General features: G+C 39.3%; 18 protein-coding genes and 1 pseudogene. 18 read left to right on the plus strand and 1 reads right to left on the minus strand.

Features of this window, described 5'->3' with window-relative positions; all coding sequences use genetic code 11:
• Positions 1–32: 32 nt before the first annotated feature.
• Positions 33–2252, minus strand: coding sequence for a M20/M25/M40 family metallo-hydrolase (locus FUA25_RS01500; protein WP_185146631.1), 2220 nt, complete (start codon positions 2250–2252; stop codon positions 33–35).
• Between the two features lie 89 nt (positions 2253–2341).
• On the opposite strand from FUA25_RS01500, the pseudogene udk reads away from it, so the two are divergent.
• From udk to FUA25_RS01590, 18 genes and pseudogenes are all read left to right on the plus strand, one after another.
• Positions 2342–2983: pseudogene (gene udk, locus FUA25_RS01505) on the plus strand (uridine kinase); the annotation flags it as partial.
• Between the two features lie 2 nt (positions 2984–2985).
• Entirely contained in the window at positions 2986–3348 is a 363-nt protein-coding gene (locus FUA25_RS01510) for an FtsB family cell division protein (protein ID WP_147755129.1), read from the plus strand.
• A gap of 14 nt (positions 3349–3362) precedes the next feature.
• The gene (locus FUA25_RS01515; protein ID WP_147755130.1) at positions 3363–4526 is read left to right on the plus strand and encodes a methylmalonyl-CoA mutase family protein; all 1164 of its coding nucleotides are present in this window, start codon (positions 3363–3365) and stop codon (positions 4524–4526) included.
• Between the two features lie 39 nt (positions 4527–4565).
• Positions 4566–5714, plus strand: a complete 1149-nt coding sequence (locus FUA25_RS01520; RefSeq protein ID WP_147755131.1) for a class I SAM-dependent methyltransferase — start codon at positions 4566–4568, stop codon at positions 5712–5714.
• A gap of 65 nt (positions 5715–5779) precedes the next feature.
• The gene (locus tag FUA25_RS01525) at positions 5780–6040 is read left to right on the plus strand and encodes a hypothetical protein (protein ID WP_147755132.1); all 261 of its coding nucleotides are present in this window, start codon (positions 5780–5782) and stop codon (positions 6038–6040) included.
• A gap of 93 nt (positions 6041–6133) precedes the next feature.
• Positions 6134–7519, plus strand: coding sequence for a dipeptidase (locus tag FUA25_RS01530; RefSeq protein ID WP_147755133.1), 1386 nt, complete (start codon positions 6134–6136; stop codon positions 7517–7519).
• A gap of 132 nt (positions 7520–7651) precedes the next feature.
• Positions 7652–9130: a T9SS type A sorting domain-containing protein gene (locus FUA25_RS01535; protein ID WP_147755134.1), complete on the plus strand. Its 1479-nt coding sequence runs from the start codon at positions 7652–7654 to the stop codon at positions 9128–9130.
• A 482-nt stretch (positions 9131–9612) separates the two neighbouring features.
• Positions 9613–11064 carry a T9SS type A sorting domain-containing protein gene (locus tag FUA25_RS01540; RefSeq protein ID WP_147755135.1) on the plus strand — a complete coding sequence of 484 codons (1452 nt, stop codon included), beginning with the start codon at positions 9613–9615 and terminating at the stop codon, positions 11062–11064.
• Between the two features lie 234 nt (positions 11065–11298).
• Complete coding sequence (locus FUA25_RS01545; protein WP_147755136.1) at positions 11299–12045, plus strand: electron transfer flavoprotein subunit beta/FixA family protein; 747 nt, start codon at positions 11299–11301, stop codon at positions 12043–12045.
• 32 nt (positions 12046–12077) lie between these two features.
• On the plus strand, positions 12078–13025 hold the full coding sequence (locus FUA25_RS01550) for an electron transfer flavoprotein subunit alpha/FixB family protein (RefSeq protein ID WP_147755137.1): 948 nt from the start codon (positions 12078–12080) through the stop codon (positions 13023–13025).
• A 166-nt stretch (positions 13026–13191) separates the two neighbouring features.
• The gene (locus tag FUA25_RS01555; RefSeq protein ID WP_147755138.1) at positions 13192–13788 is read left to right on the plus strand and encodes a bifunctional nuclease family protein; all 597 of its coding nucleotides are present in this window, start codon (positions 13192–13194) and stop codon (positions 13786–13788) included.
• A 15-nt stretch (positions 13789–13803) separates the two neighbouring features.
• Complete coding sequence (locus FUA25_RS01560) at positions 13804–15126, plus strand: nucleoside permease (protein ID WP_147755139.1); 1323 nt, start codon at positions 13804–13806, stop codon at positions 15124–15126.
• Positions 15127–15144: 18 nt separating this feature from the next.
• Entirely contained in the window at positions 15145–15906 is a 762-nt protein-coding gene (locus FUA25_RS01565; RefSeq protein ID WP_147755140.1) for a hypothetical protein, read from the plus strand.
• Positions 15907–16014: 108 nt separating this feature from the next.
• On the plus strand, positions 16015–17193 hold the full coding sequence (locus FUA25_RS01570; RefSeq protein ID WP_147755141.1) for an acetyl-CoA C-acyltransferase: 1179 nt from the start codon (positions 16015–16017) through the stop codon (positions 17191–17193).
• Positions 17194–17295: 102 nt separating this feature from the next.
• Positions 17296–18780, plus strand: coding sequence for an MFS transporter (locus FUA25_RS01575; RefSeq protein ID WP_147755142.1), 1485 nt, complete (start codon positions 17296–17298; stop codon positions 18778–18780).
• A gap of 115 nt (positions 18781–18895) precedes the next feature.
• A complete protein-coding gene (locus FUA25_RS01580; protein ID WP_147755143.1) occupies positions 18896–19822 on the plus strand; it encodes a mevalonate kinase in 927 nt (308 codons plus the stop codon).
• 48 nt (positions 19823–19870) lie between these two features.
• On the plus strand, positions 19871–20761 hold the full coding sequence (locus FUA25_RS01585) for a UbiA family prenyltransferase (protein ID WP_147755144.1): 891 nt from the start codon (positions 19871–19873) through the stop codon (positions 20759–20761).
• Between the two features lie 56 nt (positions 20762–20817).
• On the plus strand, positions 20818–21987 hold the full coding sequence (locus FUA25_RS01590) for a proline dehydrogenase family protein (protein ID WP_147755145.1): 1170 nt from the start codon (positions 20818–20820) through the stop codon (positions 21985–21987).
• Positions 21988–22116 lie beyond the last annotated feature (129 nt).

Genomic DNA, 22116 nt, shown 5'->3' on the forward strand with positions numbered 1-22116 from the left:
TTTGCGTCTTTTTTGTGTTGGTATATTACAGTTTAAAACTTCACTTTCATCGTAAGTTCTTTTCCGTTTCTGATCACCGTCACCGGAATTTCATCCCCCGAATTTACTTTGGAAAGGCAGTCCATATAAGAATATACTTCCTTCACCTCACATTTCCCGATTTTGGTCAGAATATCACCAGCCTGAATTCCTGCATCAGATGCAGGCCGGTGTTCAGAAACCCCGTCAATATGCAATCCGTCTTTGGTATCTTCATAACTCGGCATGATTCCGAGTGTTACTTTGTATTTCGGAATGGCTTTGCTTTGGGTGAGTTTGGTTTTGGTGAAAGGAATTTCTTTTATACTGGCCAGTTCGTTTGCCAGGCCGAAAACATACCCGGTAATATTTCTGACTCCTTCAAAATTGATTTTGTCTGTATCATCAGTCGGTTTGTGATAATCTGCGTGTGTTCCTGTGAAGAGAAACAGAACCGGAATATCTTTCAGATAAAAACTCGTGTGGTCACTCGGTCCTACACCGGCACTGTCAATGGCTAAGTTATAACCGGCGGGTTTGTAACGCGCAATCATTTCTCCAAAAATTGGCGACGTTCCGATTCCACCTACCGGCAGGACTTTATCTTTGTTCAGCCTTCCGACCATATCCAGATTGATCATCGAAACAACATTTGGATATTTCACTTTTACGGTTTCTGCAAAATTTTTAGAACCGATGAGCCCGTCTTCTTCTCCTGAAAATAAAGCAAAAACATAGTTGGCCTTCTCTTTGGTTTTATTTGTTGAAAACATCCTGGCGAGTTCAAGTACAGCCGAAGTTCCAGAAGCATTGTCATCAGCTCCGTTGTGAATCTGCCCATCAGAATTCATCAATGTGGAATTGTGGTGCTCGTTCAGGCCGAGATGGTCGTAATGTGCACCAATGATGATGGTTTTGTCGGCTTTGTTGTCTAAAAATCCGATGACGTTTCTGCCGTTTGTTTTAACTGAAGAATTTTCCTCGTGCGGATTCATTTTTATGGAGTATTCAAAAGGAATAATTTCTGTTTTAAGGCCGGAGTTTTTCAGTGCTTTTGAAATAAATTCTGCTGCTTTTTTTTCACCTTCGCTTCCAGCGAGACGGCCTTTCAGTTGATCTGATGCCAAGTATCCAATGGAATTTCTTAGGTTTTCTTCCGATACATTTTCGTTAGCATCATTTTCTACCCAGTCCGCGATAAAAACGTTGGTTTCATGGAGTTTCCCGGCCTGTCTGTTGCTGGAAAAAACCAGTTTTTTTCCGTCATGAGAAAACATCGGGAATGCATTGAATTCACTTTCGTAAGTAATCTGTCTTAAATTTTTACCGTCAATATCAATGGAATAAATCTGGAAATCATATCCACGGGTGGAGTGGTGGTTGGAAGAAAAAAGGATTTTTTTATCAGAAGGATGAAAATACGGTGACCAATTTGCTTTTCCCAGTTTTGTAATCTGTTTGAGGCCGCTTCCGTCGATATTCATCGTGTAAATTTCCATCTCGGTCGGTGCGACAAGATTTTCAGCCAGAAGCGCTTTATATTCTTGTACATCTTTTTCTGTTTTCGGACGCGAAGAACGGAAAACCAACTTCTTTGAATCATGGGAGAAAAAAGCGCCGCCGTCGTAGCCCAATCCTGAGGTGAGCTGTTTCAGGTTTTTACCGTCAAGATCCATTCTCCAGAGTTCGAGGTCGCCGCTTCTTGAAGAGGTAAACACAATGTATTTTCCGTCTGGAGAGACTACTGCCTCGGCATCGTACCCCGGTGAATCTGTTAACTTTTTAATGATTTTGCCATTCTGGTCGGCTTCATAAATATCAAATTCAGCATACACGGGCCAGAGATATTTTCCGTCGGTTCTGGGAGCAGGTTTTGCTGGACATTCTTTGCTGGCAGCATGCGTAGAAGCGTAAATGATATGTTTTCCGTCGGGCATGAAAAAAGAACACGTGGTCCTTCCTTCTCCTGTTGAAACCAGTTGCAGATCTTTGGTTCCGATCTCTTTCCGAGAAAGATCCAGCAGATAAATCTGATCACAGTGTGCACCGATCAGCGGGTTTGTTACCTGTAGGGTGAGTTTTTTACCGTCCGGAGAGAAGTAGGCTTCAGCGTTGTCTCCGCCAAAAGTAAGTTTGCGGATATTGGCAAGGTTTGTTTCCTGAGCGGAGATCATCCCGAACATCAGTAAAAAAGCGGGAAAGGCTGTCCTTAGGGAATAGTTTTTATGGATCATTGGTTACATTTTCTATAACAAATATACTTAATTAAAATGCTCATTTCTTCAAAAATCATCGTTGAAATAGAAGATTCAATTCCTTAAAATATTATATTTGTAAAAAACAAAATATGCTGGTTATCGGAATTGCAGGAGGAACAGGGTCAGGAAAAACCACAGTGGTGAATAAAATACTGCAACAACTGAATACTGAAGGGGTGAACGTGCTGTCGCAGGATAATTATTATCACGACAATCAGCAGCTTACGCTTTCTGAACGCGAAGTCTTAAATTATGACCATCCAAAATCAATCGATTTTGACCTTCTCATCAGTCATGTGAGGGCTTTAAAAAACGGCGAAACCATCGATCAGCCTTTGTATTCTTTTGTAACGCACTCCAGAACGGGTGACCATATTTTGATTGAACCGCGAAATGTTCTGATTGTGGAAGGAATTCTGGTCCTTACGAATAAGGAACTATTGAAAGAGTATGATTTAAAAGTTTTTGTACACGCCGATTCTGACGAAAGGCTGATCCGCAGAATCCGCCGCGACACGCAGGAACGTGGCCGAGACCTCCAGGAAGTGCTTCACCGTTACCAAACGACTTTAAAACCGATGCACCAGGAATTCATAGAGCCTTCAAAAAACGAAGCCGACCTGATTGTTCCGAATATGAAACAGAACACCGTGGCCATTGATTTTCTTTCAACAGTCATCAACAACACGCTCAAAAAAACACATTAACTATGGACGAAAAACTCATTAAAGAAATCAAACCGAAATCTGCAGGAATGAAGTTTTTTCAGAAGTATATTCTGAATAAATATTTCATCACCATTTTTCTTTTTTTGGGATGGATGGTTTTTTTCGACAGTACCTCGTTCCTCGTGATCAATGAACTGAACGGTGAGATCAGCAAATACGAAAAGCAGATGAGCTATTATCAGGAAGAGTACAGAAAGAATGATGAATTTTATAAGAAACTCATGAACAACAAAGATGAAAAGGAAAAATATGCACGCGAAAATTATTTCATGAAAAAACCCAACGAAGAAATCTTTATTTTAGTCGTGGACAGTACAAATCTGAAAGCAGATTCAAAAAAATAATCCAAATTTTAAAAATGTTTACAAAAACTTCACTCCAGGACTGGGAAAATCTTGTTAAGAAACAATTGAAAACTGATGATTTCCTTTCTGTTCTTATGAAAGAAAATCTGGAAGGAATTACAGTAAAGCCGTACTATGCGGCTGTTGAAAGACCTCTTAAAAATCTTCCGAAAGTGGAGGAGTCGACTCATTTGGTTTCTGCTTACCAGGAAAATCTCGAAGATCAGGCTTTTGCATTTCTTCTCGATAAAAATGTGGAAAATCTGGAGGAGAAAGTGATTTTTGTGAACAATAAAGACCTTGCCGAACACATCTCCGTCGAAGAGAACAACCGCTACTTTTCTCTCATCGATGTGTTTGATGAAGACACCGGCGAACTGCATGAAAATTTAGGCAAAGAACTGCTGGAAAAATCATTCGAAAGAAATATCTGCATAGATGCAGCACTTCACCAGAATTCCGGTGCGTCCATTCAGCAGCAGCTTGCAACTGCACTTGCCAAATCAAAGGACTTGACCGAAATTTTCGGTGCCGAAGTACAGAAAAAGATCATTTTCAGGTTTGCAGTCGGCGGAAATTATTTCTTCGAAATCGCTAAAATCAGGGCTTTTAAGTTACTGTTCAATCAGTTTTCAAAAGAATTTGGACTTGATGAGATTCCGTATATTTTTGCGGAAACATCTATGCGGAATAAGGCGGCAAATGATGCTGAAAATAACCTGATCCGCTCCACACTGGAGCTTTCCGCAGCGATGATTGGCGGTGCAGACGCAGTTTTCTGCAATAATTTCAGAATCGTTGGCGCAAATTCTCTTTCCGAAGAGATTTCCTTCAAGCAGCAGATTGTGCTGGCTTACGAAAGTATCATCAATGTTTTTGATGATGCGGGCAACGGCAGTTATTATATCGACAACATCACGCAGCAGTTCGCGGAAAAATCATGGAAATTATTCCTTGAAATGGAAGAGGAGGGAGGTTACAGCGAATTGATGAAAGCCGGAACGCTTCAGAAAAACATCTTTGATCATGCACTTGAAGAGCAGAAATGGGTTGAAGAAGGAAAGCTGAAATTAATCGGCGTGAACCTGTATCCGAAAACAGAGAAAACAAGATCTGTGGACGAATTGTATAACCCTTCGGTCATCAAACCGGTGCGCTGGGCCGAAATGTATGAATAAGAAATTTACATTTCTCCTGATTTACGCACTAAAACTGTTGTGAAAAAAATCCTGACAAAAGAAATTCAGAACTATATCAATGCAAATCTCAACAACGATTTGCATTCTTTGTTACTGAGGAAAAGCCCTTTCCCTGAAGTGTCGATGCCGGAAATCGTTCAGCAGATCAAGGGCAGAAAAGTGGCAGAGAAAAAATTCCCTTTTTTGCTTCAGGAAAATATTGTTTTTCCGCCCAATCTGAATCTGGAACAGGCTTCTTCGCAGTCAACGGCTTTGTTTAAAGCCAAAGACCTGAAAGGGATGAAATTCCTTGATCTTACCTGTGGTTTTGGGATCGATGCCTTTTTTTTATCTGAAAAATTTGAGGAAGTTACCTTGGTGGAGCAAAACACTGAACTTTTGGAAACGGTTGAGCACAACTGGAATACTCTTGGCCGGAAAGCACATTTTATCAATGAAAATCTGGAAATATTTTTGAACAGAAACACAGAAAATTTTGATCTCATTTACCTGGACCCAGCACGCCGCGATGACGAAAAAAACAAAAAATTCCTGCTCGAGGATCTTTCGCCAAACCTGTTGGAGATTCAGGAAAAATTATTGGATACTGCAGAACAACTCATTATTAAGCTTTCACCGCTCGTTGACATTTCCTACCTCATTTCTGTTTTGCGGGGCCTTTCAGAAATCACGATTATCGCCGTTAAAAATGAAGTAAAAGAACTGTTGGTTATCCTAAACTCCGGACAACAAAAAAAGGATGTTAAAATATCCTGTCATAACCTTGAAAGCACCGAACCGGCTTTCAGCTTCAATTTTAATGACGAAAAAAGTGCACCTTCCGAATTTTCTGAGCCGCTCAAATTCCTCTATATTCCGAATAATGCGATATTGAAATCCGGAGCCTTTAATTTAATCTCAAAAAAATTAGGCGTCAAAAAACTCCATCCTAATACTCATTTATATACTTCTGATCTCTTGTTGGAAGACTTTCCGGGTAGAATATTATCAGTGGAAATAATAGAATCAAAACAGATTAAAAAGGGGGAGAAATTCAATATTATTTCCAAAAATTACCCGCTGGCTCCGGATGAAATCAAAAAAAAATACAAAATTTCTGACGGCGGAAACACTTATCTGATTTTCACCCAAAGCCAAAAGGGGAAAATTATTTTAAAATCACTTTAAAAATCAGTGTTTTTCTTTGTGGGAATGCCAACATTTCTTACTTTTGGGCAATCAAAAATTTCAGAATGAAAAAAATTATTTTAGGAGTGTTGCTGGCCGGTACCGTAATGAGCTGTAAAAAAATTCAGCCCGGAGGAAATTTGGGAGCACTGAAACTGGAAGAAGGAACTGAAAGATATTCGGAAGACCAGCCCGGAAGTGCAAACACTGTTCATGCTGTTCCTGAAGCTCATGCTGATGCCGACAGTACTGCTGCACCTCATAACGTTGCGGAAAAAGCAAAGACTGACAGTGTGAAAGGCCCAACTTCACCCGAACACCGTTAATAAACTCTTTTAAAAATACAAAATGTCTTGCTCCTGCTGGGCATTTTTTTTTATTTTTACGCGTCCCTATTTAATAACTTTAATTATACCACAATGCAAGAAACCTTAAATTATATCCAGCAAAACAAAGAACGTTATGTTGAAGAACTTTTTGAACTGCTGAAAATCGCGTCTATTTCTGCAGATCCGGCTTATAAAGATGAAGTGCTGAAATGCGCTGATGAAGTGGCCAAATATTTGAAAAATGCAGGTGCCGACAACGTAGAAGTCTGCCAGACAAAAGGCTATCCGATCGTTTTTGGGAACAAGATCATTGATAAAAATCTGCCGACGGTCTTGGTTTACGGACATTACGATGTTCAGCCGCCGGATCCGCTTGATTTGTGGAAAAAACCACCTTTTGAGCCTTATATTGAAAAAACGGACATCCATCCTGAAGGGGCCATTTTTGCCAGAGGTTCCGCCGATGATAAAGGACAGTTTTTTATGCACATCAAAGCTTTTGAAGCGATGATGCAAACCAATACATTGCCCTGCAACGTGAAATTTATTCTAGAAGGAGAGGAGGAAGTAGGCTCCAAAAGTCTTGAAGCGTTTGTGAACGAAAATAAAGAAAAACTTTCCTGTGATGTCATTTTGATTTCCGATACCCATATTTATTCCAATGAACAGCCTACTGTTACCACAGGTCTGCGTGGACTGAGTTATGTGGAAGTGGAAGTGGAAGGACCGAACAGAGATTTGCATTCCGGATTATATGGTGGAGCGGTGCCGAATCCGATTCATGTGTTGTCGCGAATGATTGCCAATTTGATTGACGATGACGGACACATTAGGATTGACGGTTTTTATGACAATGTGGAAGAAGTTTCGCTGGAAGAGCGCGCAGAAATGAACAAACTGAAAGATGATCCTGAAAATTTCAAAAAATCCATTGGTTTAAGCGGCGTGGAAGGAGAAAAAGGATATACGACACTGGAGAGAACATCCATCCGTCCGACCTTGGACTGTAACGGAATCTGGGGCGGTTATACCGGTGAAGGTGCCAAAACGGTAATCCCGTCCAAGGCTTTCGCGAAAATTTCGATGCGTTTGGTCCCATATCAGACTCCGGAAGAAATCACTGAAAAATTCACAAAATATTTCGAAAAAACAGCGCCGGCTAACGTAAAAGTGAAGGTGACTCCGCATCACGGTGGAATGCCATATGTGCTGCCGAGCGAGACCAAAGAATTCCGGGCGGCGAAAAAAGCGATGGAAACTGCTTTCGGAAAAGAAGTTCTTCCTTACAGAAGCGGCGGAAGTATTCCGATTACCGCGATGTTTGAACAGGTTTTGGGTGCAAAATCAGTGTTAATGGGCTTTGGTCTGGACTCTGATGCCATTCATTCACCGAATGAGCATTATGGACTTTTCAATTTCTATAAAGGTATTGAGAGTATTCCGCTGTTTTTTGAAAATTATTCAACAAAAGGTTAAATGTAATTAAATATTTTCCGATTTTTTATGGAATAAAACTCATTAAAGCGATTTTTTATAAAAAGTGGCATTTTTAATTGGGCAAATAATGATATTGATTTATTTTTATCGCCAATATAAATTATAAATATTATGAAAAAAATTCTATTGACTTTATTGCTTGGAGTTGCGCAGTTGGGTTTTGCCCAGCTTACATGTGCGACCTCTTCTATTGCAACTGTTGGAACTAATGTTGCTCCTGCAATTACTGGGACATACGTTACAAGTTGCGATACAACCAACGGTAACAAGGTTGCACCTAAAGGGATATGGTACTCCTTTACTCCTTCTGCGAATGGGCAATTAAGCATAACCTCTAATTTGCCTGCAAATGATGGGAATACTTATAGTGATGACACGAGAGTTTCTGTCTTTACAGGAACTTGTGGTTCATTGACTTGTGTGGCTGGGAATGATGATATTAATGCTGATATTTACCTTTCAACTGTTAATGTTACTGTAACTGCAGGAACTACTTATTATATAGAATGGGATGATAGATGGTCTGCTTTAGGATTTGAATGGACTCTGGCTTTCACAAGCTGTCTACCTCCTACTGCATTAAGTATATCTGCAATTTCAACAACGACAGCGACGCTTACATGGACTGCACCAACTCCAGCGCCCTCAACTTATAATATTGAATACGGCCCAATCGGATTTACTCAAGGAACAGGAACAATAGCAAGTACTGCTACCCCAACCTATACTTTCCCGGCTCAAGCGCCTGGGTCAAATATCAGTTTCTATCTGCGCTCTAATTGTGGCGCTAACCAAGGAAGCTGGATGGGCCCTTACAATATATTTTTAGTGAAAAATACCCCGTATTCTAATAGTTTTGACGATACGGCGAATAGGGCAGATGGATTTGTACCTGCTGGAAATTGGGCATTGGCTGTTGATGCTCCTGGAGTTGCGCCATCCCAATCTCCTACCGGTTTTTACTATTCCAATAATTCCGCAACTGCCGCTTCAAACTCGCAATTATACTCAAGACCACTTAGTCTAGTGGCGGGTGCTACAAACACTGCAACTTTCTATACAAGACTGTATGCTTTTGAAGTTTCTACGGGCGTTCCCGGCGTTCCATCACCGATGACGATGAATGTTTATATAAATACAACCAGAAGTTTGACAGGTGCTACGCAAATTGGGACTGCAATTACTACCTCCGGAACAACTCACGTTTTAAGAACTGTGCCATTTACCGTTCCTACAACTGGTAACTATTATATGATATTTAGTAATAATACACCAGTTGCTACAGGCGCAACTAACACTACCGCTTTAATATTTGACACTTTTGCAATTACTTCTAACTCACTGGCAGTGAATGATATCGCAAGTAATGATGCAAATATCAGTGTTTATCCTAATCCAACTTCAGACATCTTAAACATCAGATCCAAAGAAAAAGTAAATTCAGTTTCTGTTTATGATATTGCGGGAAGAAAGATTGATGTTAAGCTTAAAGATAACACTGTAAATGTAAAATCTCTACAAAGTGGAACTTACATCATTACGGTTGAAACATCAAAAGGCAAAATTTCTGAGAAATTCATCAAGAAATAAAGATCATTAATTTTGATATTAACAGACACTCCGCGAGGAGTGTCTTTTTTTATATTTCTACTGATTTATTAGGAGGTTTTTCAATGATGAGCTGCAAGATGACTTACACCAAAGAAGGCTGGTTCTAAAGTAATAATGAAAAAAATTGAGTGATGTGACAGCTGTAACTCAGGGCAATTATATGATCCTTATAGAAAACACATTGGTTTTTTAATGAAAATTCATCAAAATATATATTTTCAATTAAAAATATTTTTAACGCCTCATTATTGAGGTGTTTTTTAGTTAGTAAATAAACCTAATTGACTTGAATACATAGATTAAATCTCGCTTTTTCATTGTTTTTTATTATGTTATTTTTTAAGTCAATTTATATTTAATAAGTAATAATATTTAAACAATATCGAAAAAGTGGTATTTTTTTTTGGTATATCAATTTATTTATTAATTTTATACTCTAATTAACTTTAAACATAAATGTTATGAAAAAACTTCTATCAATTTTACTGTTAGGATTTATTCAAACAGTATTCAGTCAAGGTTTAAGTTGTGCTACAGCTACAACTATAACCACAAATAACACGTATACCATAACAGCAATATCGGGTACTTACCAGCCTGGCTGTACTACAGAGCCTACACCTGCTCCGACGAGTGGAGTGTGGTATAAATATACACCAGCTACAAACGGTGTTCTGACGATAAGTTCAGATTTGCCGCAGAATGATGGAAACACCAATAGTGACGAAACGCGTGTTTCGGTTTTTACAGGAGCTGCATGCGGTTCTTTAACCTGTTACGCTGGAAGTGATGATATAAGCAGCGCGAACTATTTATCTACACTTTCAACACTTCCTTTAGCTGCCGGAACAACCTATTACATTCAGTGGGACAATGCCTGGGGAGCAACTTTGGGCTTCGATTTTACATTTACGTTCACTGCTCAAACCTGTATGCCTATCAATGCCAGTTCGGTTACTCAAACCAATATTACCAACACTGCCTTTACTGCTAATTGGACTGCAGCTATTGGTGCTCCTGCAAATTACAATATTGAGTATGGAGCTATTGGATTTACTCAGGGTACAGGAACTGTGGTGAGTACATCTGGAAACAGTATAACCATTACACCACCTACTGCAGGAGCAAGTTATGATTATTATATCAGAAGTAACTGCGGGGCAACACAAAGTACTTGGTCCGGTCCATTTACGGTTCATCTTGCATCTATTCTACCGTACAGTACTAATTTTGACACTACAGCATCATTATATGGTGTTACTACAAATGGCTGGTCATTATCGGCTACTGCCGCTTCAGCGCACACTGCTCCTAATTATCTATTTGTTAATTCTACCACAACTGCTGCTACAAATGCCCAACTATTTACAAAAGCATTAAGTATAGCGTCCAATGAAATTGTTACTGTCACATTCTACACCAGATTAGGTTCCGCAGCCGGAACACCACATACACTAAAAGTATATTATAATACGACCCCATCTATGACGGGAGCAACATTAGTAGGGACACCTTTAACAATATCAACAGGAACCTATACCCAGAACTCCCGCAGCTTTAGTGTGCCAACCAGCGGAATTTATTACATTATTTTTAGTGATGAGACCCCTATTGTTGCAGCTGCAACTTCATTAAGATTTGATACCGTTGCTACAACTTCTGTCTTAGGAACGAATGAAACGGAGATTTCACTTAACAATATTGTACTTTATCCTAACCCTGTTTCTGATGTTCTAAATATTAGATCAAACGACAAAATAAAAACTGTTTTAGTACATGATATGTCAGGTCGAAAAATTGATGTTAAATTAAGTGGTAGTACAATTAATGTAAGGAGTTTAGAAAGCGGAACTTATATAATTGATATTGAAACTGCTAGTGGTAAAACTTCACAGAAGTTCATCAAAAAATAAAAATCACAATTATCAAAAAAAACGTCCCTTTTCGGGGCGTTTTTTTTGCTTAAACTTTGAATTGCCCGTTTCTTCAAAAATCCGTAATTTTAATGCTTCGAATAATGATTCTTTTAAGGTATTATGCATGCATAGTAGTTTTTCTCTATCTTAGCACAGATAAAAGTTCATTCGTAGGCGATCAGTCTTTTACTTTTAAAAATTAGATGTTCTCTCAATAAAAAATAATTAAACATGAAAATATTGGTTTGTATCAGTAGTGTTCCCGATACTACTTCAAAAATTAATTTCACGGCAGACAAATCTGCTTTCGACAAAAACGGAATTCAGTGGGTGATCAATCCGCTGGATGAATTCGCTTTAACAAAGGCAATAAAACTTCAGGAATCCCAAGGGGCAACCGTTACGGTGCTGAATGTTGGGGATGCCACAACAGAACCGGTTATCAGAAAAGCTTTAGCCATTGGTGCAAATGACGCAGTTAGGGTGAATGCAGAACCAAAAGACAGTTTTTCGGTTGCGAAAGAAATTGCAAATGTCGCTCAAACTGGCGGTTATGACCTTATTTTGTGTGGTAAAGAATCAATCGACTATAACGGTGGGGCAGTTCCCGGAATGGTGGCACAGTTGCTGAACCAGCCTTTTGTAAACGCCTGCGTTGGTTTGGATGTAGCCGGAGCAGAAGCTACGGCGGTCAGAGAAATCGAAGGTGGTAAAGAAACCATTTCGGTAAAACTTCCTGCAGTAATCGCTGGGCAAAAAGGAATGGTAGATGAAAAAGACCTGATCATCCCGAATATGAGAGGAATTATGTCTGCAAGAACAAAACCTTTGCAGGTTCAGGAAGCTACCGCTTCTGAAGTCCGTGTTGAAGGCGTTTCATATGACTCAGTGCCTGCAAGGGCAGCAGTTAAAATGGTAACTCCGGACAATCTCGATGAGCTTGTAAGATTACTTCACGAAGAAGCAAAAGTGATTTAATTCATTATTCAAATTCTAAAAAATTAAAAAAAATGGCAATATTCGTATATGCAGAAAATATAAACGGTGTTTACAAAAAAGCAGCTTTTGAAGCGGTTTCTTATGCAAAATCTATTGCAGATAAAATGGGCGATACCGTAACGGCAGTTTCTGTAAATCCAACCGATGCATCCGACGCTTTATACAAGTACGGTGCAAACAATGTAATCAATATCAAGGATGAAGGTCTTAAAAACTTCAGTGCCAAAGCTTATGCACAGGCAGTGAACGAGGTGGCAACAGGAAACATCATCGTTTTCCCGCACACGACCGATGCTTCATCAATAGCGCCGATGTTGGCGATCATGAAGGATTCTTCATTAATAACCAATGTCCTGGAAACTCCGGAAAACTTGTCACCGTTTCAGGTGAAAAGACGGGCTTTTTCGGGCAAAGGATTTATGCATGCAAAAGCTGATGCACCGGCTGTAATTGTTACGGTTTCCCAGAATGCTTTTGGCGTGAAGGAAAATCCGGTTTCAGGTTCCGAGGAAATTAAAAATCTTACCATTTCGAATGAAGACACCAAAGTGATTTCGCATGAGCAGAGCTCAGGAAAACTTGATCTGAAGGAAGCGGAAGTTGTGGTTTCTGCAGGCAGAGGAATGAAAGGCCCTGAAAACTGGGGCATGGTCGAAGATCTGGCCAACACTCTTGGTGCTGCAACCGCTTGCTCGAAACCGGTTTCAGATATCGGCTGGAGACCTCATACCGAACACGTCGGACAGACCGGAAAAGCAATTTCTCCGAATTTGTACATCGCCATCGGTATTTCGGGAGCAATACAGCATTTGGCTGGAGTAAATTCCTCAAAAACGATCGTTGTAATCAATAACGATCCGGAAGCGCCCTTCTTCAAATCTGCTGATTATGGAGTAGTAGGTGATGCTTTCGAAATTATTCCTGCACTCACACAGAAAATAAAAGCCTTAAAAGGTTAATAATTGTTACAAATCATAAAAAATCCGGAAGTTCATCTTCCGGATTTTTTATGAATGGGGTTCCCCAAAAGCGTTAAGTTTTTGCAGCATTTCAATGCCTTGTATTTATTGTAAAAACTTCTCGATTTAAAATCCCGAATCTAAAAAATCATTTATATTTGTAGTCATGGATTACCAACGATTAACCATACGCGGAATTTCTTACAGCCAAACGCAGTCCGGTGCTTATGCCCTGCTTTTAGAGCATGAAGAAACGAACGTAAAATTACCCGTAGTCATAGGAAATTTCGAGGCACAGTCGATTTCCTTAGGCCTCGAAAAAGATATTCATCCGCCGCGGCCATTAACCCACGATCTGTTTTCAAAATTTGTAACGCAGGCCAATTATGAATTGGTTTCCGTCATCATTTATCAGATTGTAGACGGTGTTTTTTTCTCGAACATCAACTTCAAAAACAAATCCAACAACGAAGAAATGATAATGGATGCACGGACTTCAGACGCTGTAGCGATGGCAGTACGGTTTGATGCACCCATTTACACTACTCAACAGGTGCTGGATGAAGCAGGGATTCTTTTGGAACTGGACGTGCCGCCAACTGAAGATGGTGATGCCGAAGAGTTCCCTTCGGGCGAAAACCTGAGCAATGTATCGCTGGAAGAATTGCAGAAACTCCTCGAAATTGCAGTAAAAGATGAGGATTTTGATGCTGCTCTGGATCTTCAGGAGGAAATAAAACGCAGAAAAAAGAAAATCGACTAACCTTTATAAATTAAAATGAGTTTAAAATTACGGCTTACCATGTTAAGCTTCCTTCAGTTTTTTGTTTGGGGAGCGTGGCTTACAACATTGGGTACATATGGATTTTCTTATAAACAGTGGAATGGGGCAGAATTTGGGGCAGTATTTTCTACTTTAGGAATTGCTTCAATATTTATGCCCGCATTAATGGGGATAGTTGCAGATAAGTGGATTAATGCGGAGAAATTATATGGAACTTTACATGTTCTATATGGAGCCACCCTTTTCCTACTTGCAAAAACTAATGATCCAACTTCCTTTTTCTGGATTCTTTTGGTTGGAATGTGTTTTTATATGCCCACATTATCTCTATCAAATTCCATTTCATATAAAATATTAAAAGACAGTCATTATGATGTCGTAAAGGTGTTTCCGCCTATTCGGGTTTGGGGCACCATCGGTTTCATTGTCGCTATGTGGTGTACAAATATATTTAGTGATGAGCAGTCCTTTTCAAATTTCGGTATTAATATAGGAACAAAAATTGCTGGTATTTTCGGAAATTCTTTAAATGCAAATCAGTTTTATTTTGCTGGATTTTTTGCCATATTTCTTGGAGTATTTTCGTTCTTCTTACCTAAATGTCCACCTCCAAAATTGATTAAAAAGGACGCCACTTTATCACAGAAGTTAGGTCTGGATGCCTTCAAACTATTCGGAGAAAGAAAGATGGCGTTATTTTTTATATTTTCTATGTTTCTAGGTGCAGCATTACAGTTAACCAATATGTATGGGGACACCTTCCTGAAAGACTTTGGACAAGTTGCAGCATTTAAAGATTCCGCAGTGGTACAATATTCCACAATGATCATATCAATATCTCAGATTTCCGAAACAGTTTTTATTCTGGCAATACCTTTCTTCCTATATAAATTTGGAATCAAAAAAGTAATGCTGATCTCTATGGTTGCATGGGTGTTAAGATTTGGTTTCTTTTCTTTTGGAGAGCCGGAAGGTTTTGGATTGTTATTGATCATTCTATCCAATATTATTTACGGAATGGCTTTCGATTTTTTCAATATTTCAGGTTCGTTATTTATAGAAACCACTACTGACAGTAAGATCCGTTCCTCTGCGCAGGGATTATTTATGATGATGACAAATGGCTTCGGTGCTATTCTGGGAAGTTCAGTAAGTGGGTGGCTGATTTCAAACTATTACACAAATTCAACGGGAGATAAAATGTGGCATGAAATCTGGCTTGTTTTTGCCGGTTATGCTTTAGTCATTGCCGTGCTGTTTGCGATAATGTTCAAGCACAAACACGTTCCGGAAGCTATTGCGGAAATCAAACATTAAATCTAAAAAATCCCATTTATGAGAAAAATTACATTATTGGCTCTTACTTTTATTTCGGTACTGTCTTTTGCACAGGAAAAAATCAAATATTCGAGAGAGCAGCTGAAAAACATGGACAACTATCTTTTCGAAGAAGTATTTACAATGGTTTCTCCATCCAGAATTTCCAAAATTATCCTGAAAGATGGCCGTACTATAGAAGGTAAGGCGCGGGATCTGGACCGTAAAAAAGCACAGATTTATTCCATTGATATTAAGGACAAATCAGGAAATAAGCAAACGCTGGAAGCTTCTCAGATTGCCGAAATGTATCTCCCTACAGCTGAATTTGAAAAAGCTGTCAAAATCACAAACTATTTCTCTAAAGTTGGATACATGGAGAATAAAAAGATAAAAAAATCAGTTGAAAAAGATGTGGTCTACTTCCGCAATCAAAAAGTGTCCTTAAAGAACAAAGCGGATGAAAAAGAATATCTGATGCAGTTGATCAATCCGGAATTCAGCAGCAAAATTGAAGTCTATGGTGATCCTTTGGCTGGCGAAACCGGGGGAGTGAGCATTAACGGCAGTCCGCAAATAGGAGGCGGTGTTACCAAATCTTTTTACGTGAAGAAGGGCGATAACATCATTTGGCTTAAAAAATCAGAATTTGAGGAGCAATACAATTTTCTTTTTGGCGACAATGCTGAGTTTGTTAAAAAGTATCCGCTGAACAGTATAAAATGGGAGCAATTCAGCTTTTTGGTCAGTGAATATACAAGGCTGGCAGAAGAAGGATAAACTCAGCTCTAATCTCAGATTTATCAATAAAATGCTACAAAAACACACTTTCCGGAAAGTGTGTTTTTTTTTGTAATTTAGCGTATTCAAAAAATAATAAAATTCAATATGCAAGAAGTTTTCATCGTTTCAGCAGTAAGAACTCCAATGGGAAGTTTTATGGGGAGTTTATCCACCGTTCCGGCAACAAAATTAGGTTCAACAGCCATTAAAGGCGCTTTAGAAAAAATAAATCTTGATCCGAAACTGGTTCAGGAAGTATATATGGGAAATGTGCTTCAGGCTGGCGAAGGTCAGGCTCCTGCCCGTCAGGCTGCGTTGGGAGCAGGTCTTTCGAATGAAACACCTTCCACAACAATTAACAAAGTTTGTGCATCGGGAATGAAAGCGGTTATGATGGCTGCTCAGGCCATTAAAGCTGGTGATCAGGATATTATCGTTGCAGGAGGAATGGAGAATATGTCTTCAGTTCCCCATTATTTCAATGCAAGAAATGCAACGAAACTTGGAGATGTAAAAATGCAGGACGGAATGGTTCTGGACGGTTTAACCGACGTTTACAACAAAGTCCACATGGGAGTTTGTGCAGAGAAATGTGCAGCCAAATACGAAATTACAAGAGAAGATCAGGACAATTTCGCCGTAGAGTCTTACAAACGTTCTGCAAATGCGTGGAGTGGAGGTAAATTTAAAGACGAAGTAGTTTCTGTGGAAATCCCGCAAAGAAAAGGTGATCCAGTTATCTTCAGCGAAGACGAAGAATATAAAGCGGTTAATTTCGACAGAATCGGAACTTTAGCTACCGTTTTCCAGAAAGAAAACGGAACGGTAACCGCAGCAAATGCGTCCACCTTAAATGACGGTGCTTCTGCTTTGGTTTTGATGTCCAAAGAAAAAATGGAAGAACTGGATCTTAAACCTTTGGCTAAAATTGTTTCATATGCCGATGCCGCACAGGAGCCGGAATGGTTTACCACTGCACCTGCAAAAGCACTTCCGATTGCTTTGAAAAAAGCTGGACTCGAAATTTCTGATATTGATTTCTTTGAATTCAACGAAGCTTTTTCGGTGGTTGGGTTAGCCAACAATAAAATTTTAGGTCTTGATTCCGCAAAAGTGAATGTTAATGGCGGTGCTGTTTCCTTGGGTCACCCGCTCGGAAGTTCAGGTTCCAGAATCATCGTTACGCTTATCAATGTCCTTAAACAGAACAACGGAAAATACGGCGCAGCCGCAATTTGCAACGGTGGAGGTGGAGCTTCTGCAATTGTGATTGAGAACGTATAAGCACTAAATAAACTTTTAATCCAGGCCATTAAGAATTGTTAATGATTTTTTTCATCAGATTCTTAATGGTTTTTTTATTTTTGTTCAACTAATTGTACCCAAATGCCTGAAAACGACAATTTAAAGTCTCAGAACATCAAGAATAATCCAAAGATCATGAAAGCCTGGGCTTATTATGACTGGGCGAATTCGGTTTATTCACTGGTGATCACTTCCACCATTTTCCCCATTTATTATTCTATCCTTACGACTTCACATGAAAAAAGTGAATTTGTAAAGGAAACCGGGCAATGGATCAAGGTTCCGGTCCGCCATATGATCAGTATATTCGGGAAGGAATATCAGCCGGACGCTATTTACGGATATTCGCTTACGATTTCGTTCCTCATTGTGGTTTTACTTTCTCCTATTTTGTCTTCTTTGGCTGATACCATTGGGAATAAGAAATCATTTTTACAGTTCTTCTGCTATTTGGGAGCCACTTCATGTATGGGACTGGCGATGTTTACTGGGATGCAGAACGTTTTTTTAGGATTGCTCTTCAGCATTACCGCAAGCGTCGGGTTTTGGGGAAGCCTCGTTTTTTACAATTCCTTTCTCCCGGATATTGCCACGCGTGACAAACAGGATGCCCTCTCGGCTCGGGGCTATGTTTACGGCTACATCGGCTCGGTTGTTCTGGTGATTATATGTCTGGTTTTGATTCAGGTTTTTGCTAAAAATCCTGATGAAGCCAAGCTGTACACCCGGATTTCTTTCCTTCTGACCGGTGCATGGTGGTTTGGGTTTTCGCAGTATACTTTTAAATACCTGCCGCAGTTCGGGAATGTTAAAGATCAGCTTCCTAAGGATCTGGTTTTGCTGAATTATAAGAATATTTTTAAAAAACACGAAGAACAGGGCGGTTTCTGGGAAGTTTTTAAAGACAATATCCATTTTTACAGAGATATAGTGAAGGAAAGTTTTCACGAGCTTTTCAAAGTGGGAAAAACGCTTTTTGCAGACCGGAATCTTAAGTTCTTCCTTTCCAGTTTTTTCTTTTATAGTGTTGGAATGCAGACCATTTTTTTAATGGCGACGCTGTTTGGGAAAAGCGAAATCAATCTTCCTCAGGATCGCCTGATCTTAACGCTGTTGCTGATTCAGATTGAAGCGATTATCGGTGCTCTATTTTTCTCCTGGTTATCGAAGAAAATAGGAAATAAAAATGTGATCTCCATTGCTGTTTCACTTTGGATTGTTGCATGTTTGTCGGCATATTTTCTTAATAAAGAGAATCCGAATGTGGAGTATCAGTTTTACGGAATTGCAGGAATTATCGGTCTGGTAATGGGCGGTTTACAGGCAATGTCGCGTTCTACTTATTCGAAGCTGCTCCCGGAAGATTCCATGGATAACACCACATTTTTCAGTTTTTACGACGTGTTGGAAAAACTGGCGATTATTTTAGGAACTTTCATCTTTGCAACCATGATCGAAAAGTATCATAACATGCGATTTGCAGCCCTATCGATGACCATATTTTTCTTTGCAGGTCTGGTGCTCATCAGGTTTTTGAAGGTTAAAATGAATAACGAGAAGGAATAGGTTCAATTTAAATTATAATTAAAAATATGGCCCCGATTTTGCTGATATGAAAATGAATTTCCGGATTTAAATTTTTGTATCTTTGCAACTGGAAACCAACGAATTAAATCACATTATGACGAATCCTCTATTTTACGCAAAAATCCTTTTGTTCGGCGAATACGGCATTATCGAAGATTCCCAGGGTTTAACCTTACCGTACAGTTTCTATAAAGGCGCATTAAAATTCTCAGATCTAAGCAGCGATTTCGAAAAAAAATCAAATCTTTCCCTTCAAAAATATTCGGTTTATTTAAAAAATCTTGAAATTCCTGATCAGTTCAAAATAGATATTTCTGCCCTGGAGGAAGATCTCAGAAATGGTCTTTTCTTTGATTCAAATATTCCGCAGGGTTATGGAGTTGGGAGTTCCGGCGCTTTGGTTGCCGCGATTTTTGAAAAATATTCTGTTAAAAAATATTCTCCGGATCATATTTCGAAAAACGAACTTAAAGACCTGAAAAAAATATTCGGCGAGCTCGAAAGTTATTTCCACGGAAAAAGTTCAGGCATTGATCCTTTGATCTGCTATATGAATCTTCCGATTCTGATTGAAAACCGCGAAAATGTTGATAAAGTTTCCATTCCGAAAGGAGAGGAAGGAAAGGGCGCAATTTTCCTCATCGATTCCGGAATGACAGGTGAAACCGGACCGATGGTGCAGATTTTCTTTGAAAAAATGAAAACTGAAGGGTTCCGGAAAACGATGAAAGAGGAGTTCATCCGCTATAACAATGCGTGTATTGAAGCATTTTTGAAAAAAGAAATGAACCCCCTCTTCAGAAATCTTAAAAATCTCTCAATCTGGGCGTACGAACATTTTAAACCAATGATTCCGGAGAGTACTTACAAAGCGTGGAAAAAAGGACTTGATACCAATGCCTATTACCTGAAACTTTGCGGCAGCGGCGGTGGTGGCTATATTTTGGGATTCACAAAAGATTATGAAAAAGCCGAAAAAATGCTTTCGGGTTTTCAGAAAGAAGTCATTTACCGATTCTAATATTAATGCCGGAACTCACTTTTCAAAATTCACATTCGGCATAATTTTATGAAGCACCCACTCTTTTACAGAATTTCACAGTTTGTCGGTTTTTTGCTTGGAGCCAGGGTTTTCGTTACGGCTTTACTAACTTTCGCGTTATATGTTTCCACTTTTTTTCTTTTCAATCAGGAAGAGAGTCTGAGCAATTTTGTTTTCGATTTTAAGATTCACGGCATTATTTTCTGTGCTGTTTTAAGTATTTTGGCCGGCGGAATCATCAATCAGTTCTATGACCGTGAAAAGGATAAACTTACGAAACCTTTCCGCACGCGTTTACAGAGCTTTCTTAAACAGAAATATTTTCTTTACGCTTATCTTTCTTTAAACCTGGTATCCCTTGGGATCGCGTTTCTTATTTCGCCGCGGGTTTTTGTCTTTTTTCTGGTCTATCAGTTTCTGATGTGGTTTTACAGCCATAAACTGAGTAAAATTCTCATCATCAACAATCTCACATTTGTGGGGCTTACTTTATATCCTTTTTTCGGGATGCTTGTTTATTACCGCACTTTTTCTCTGAAGGTTTTTTTAATGGCCGCATTTCTATTTTTAATGCTGCTGATTATTGACGTTGTTAAAGATTTTCTTACCCGGACAGCCGATAAAATGTTTGGTTACGACACGCTTCCAATCCGCTTTGGTCTAAAGGCTTCCAGAACGATCAGCGTAATCTTGATCATAGTTTTAATGGGTATTTCGGCAATTATTATAGACAAAACAGGTTTCAACAGCATACTGAACTATTATTTCGGCGCGGGAATGTTCATTCTTATCGTTTCTGTTTATTTATTGCTCAGGCCGGCCACGAAAAATACCGTTATTGTTCTGAATATTCTCAGAATCTGGATTTTTGTAGGGATCATCGCCATGCTTTTTAACGGAATCCTTACAAAATTTTAGTTTTTATTTTTTATTCCTCTTCTATTGTTTAAATTTGCTTCTACTAAAAAGTTTTAATGAGCATTTTCAACAATACACAGCTTGCTTTCGCCGATAAGACCGATGCACAGCTGAAAAAAGCATACTGGATGTTTAAACTGATTGAACAGCCGGCTCTTACAAAAATAGGTACCAATATTCTCAATTTTACCGTTCATCATAATTTTCCTTTCGCCGGAGATGTTGTGAAAGCCACTTTGTTCGAACAGTTCTGCGGCGGGGAAACACGTGAAGAAAGCATGCAGGTCGTTACCCAGATGTTCCGCCGGGGAGTGGGAAGTATTTTCGATTATTCCATTGAAGGAAAAGAAGAGGAAGCAGTTTTTGATTCGGTTTGTAATGAAATTAAAGACATCATCCGTTTTTCAGTAGGCAATCCGGCAATTCCATTCATCGTTTTTAAACCAACAGCTTTCGGCAGAATTGATATTTATGAAGAAATCGGAAAAGGAACGGAACTCACTTCCAGCCAGAAAGAAGAATGGGAAAGAGTTGTAAAAAGGTTTGACGAAGTCTGCAGACTTTGTTTTGAAAATGACAAAAAAGTGATGATCGATGCAGAAGAGACCTGGATGCAGGATGCAGCCGACCATTTGGTGGAGGAAATGATGCAGAAATACAACCGCGAAAAACCCATTGTCTGGAACACCATTCAGATGTACAGAACCGGAAGGCTGGAATATATGCAGGCAAACCTTCAGCGTGCGAAAGAAAAAGGCTATTTCATCGGCTACAAAATTGTACGCGGTGCTTATATGGAAAAAGAACGGGAAAGAGCGGCCGCAAACGGTTATCCGGATCCGATCCAACCGACAAAAGACGCTTCAGATAAAAATTATAACAGCGGAATTGATTTTGTAATGGATAATTTGGATAGCGTTTCCGGATTTTTCGGTACCCATAACGAGAAATCTAGCGAACTGGTGATGGATAAGATGAAAGCGAAAGGTCTTGAAAACAGCGATGAACGCATTTATTTCGGTCAGCTTTATGGAATGAGCGATAATATCACTTTCTATTTGGCCGACAAAAAATACAATGTTGCCAAATATCTTCCGTACGGTCCTGTGAAAGATGTGGTTCCGTATCTCACACGAAGAGCACAGGAAAACACCTCTGTTAAGGGACAGACCGGTCGTGAACTCGGCCTGATTCAAAAAGAACTGGACCGCAGAAAAGGAAAATAAATTTTTATTGATCAACCATATTTTAGATCTGATATTTTCAGACTAAATAAAACATTTACAGAACGGGCTTCAGCCCGTTTTTTCGTGGGAAGCAGTTTGCTTTGACTGGAATTTTCTAAATTTGCAGAT

The sequence above is a fragment of the Chryseobacterium sp. genome (assembly GCF_008014695.1).
Taxonomy (GTDB): Bacteria; Bacteroidota; Bacteroidia; order Flavobacteriales; family Weeksellaceae; genus Kaistella.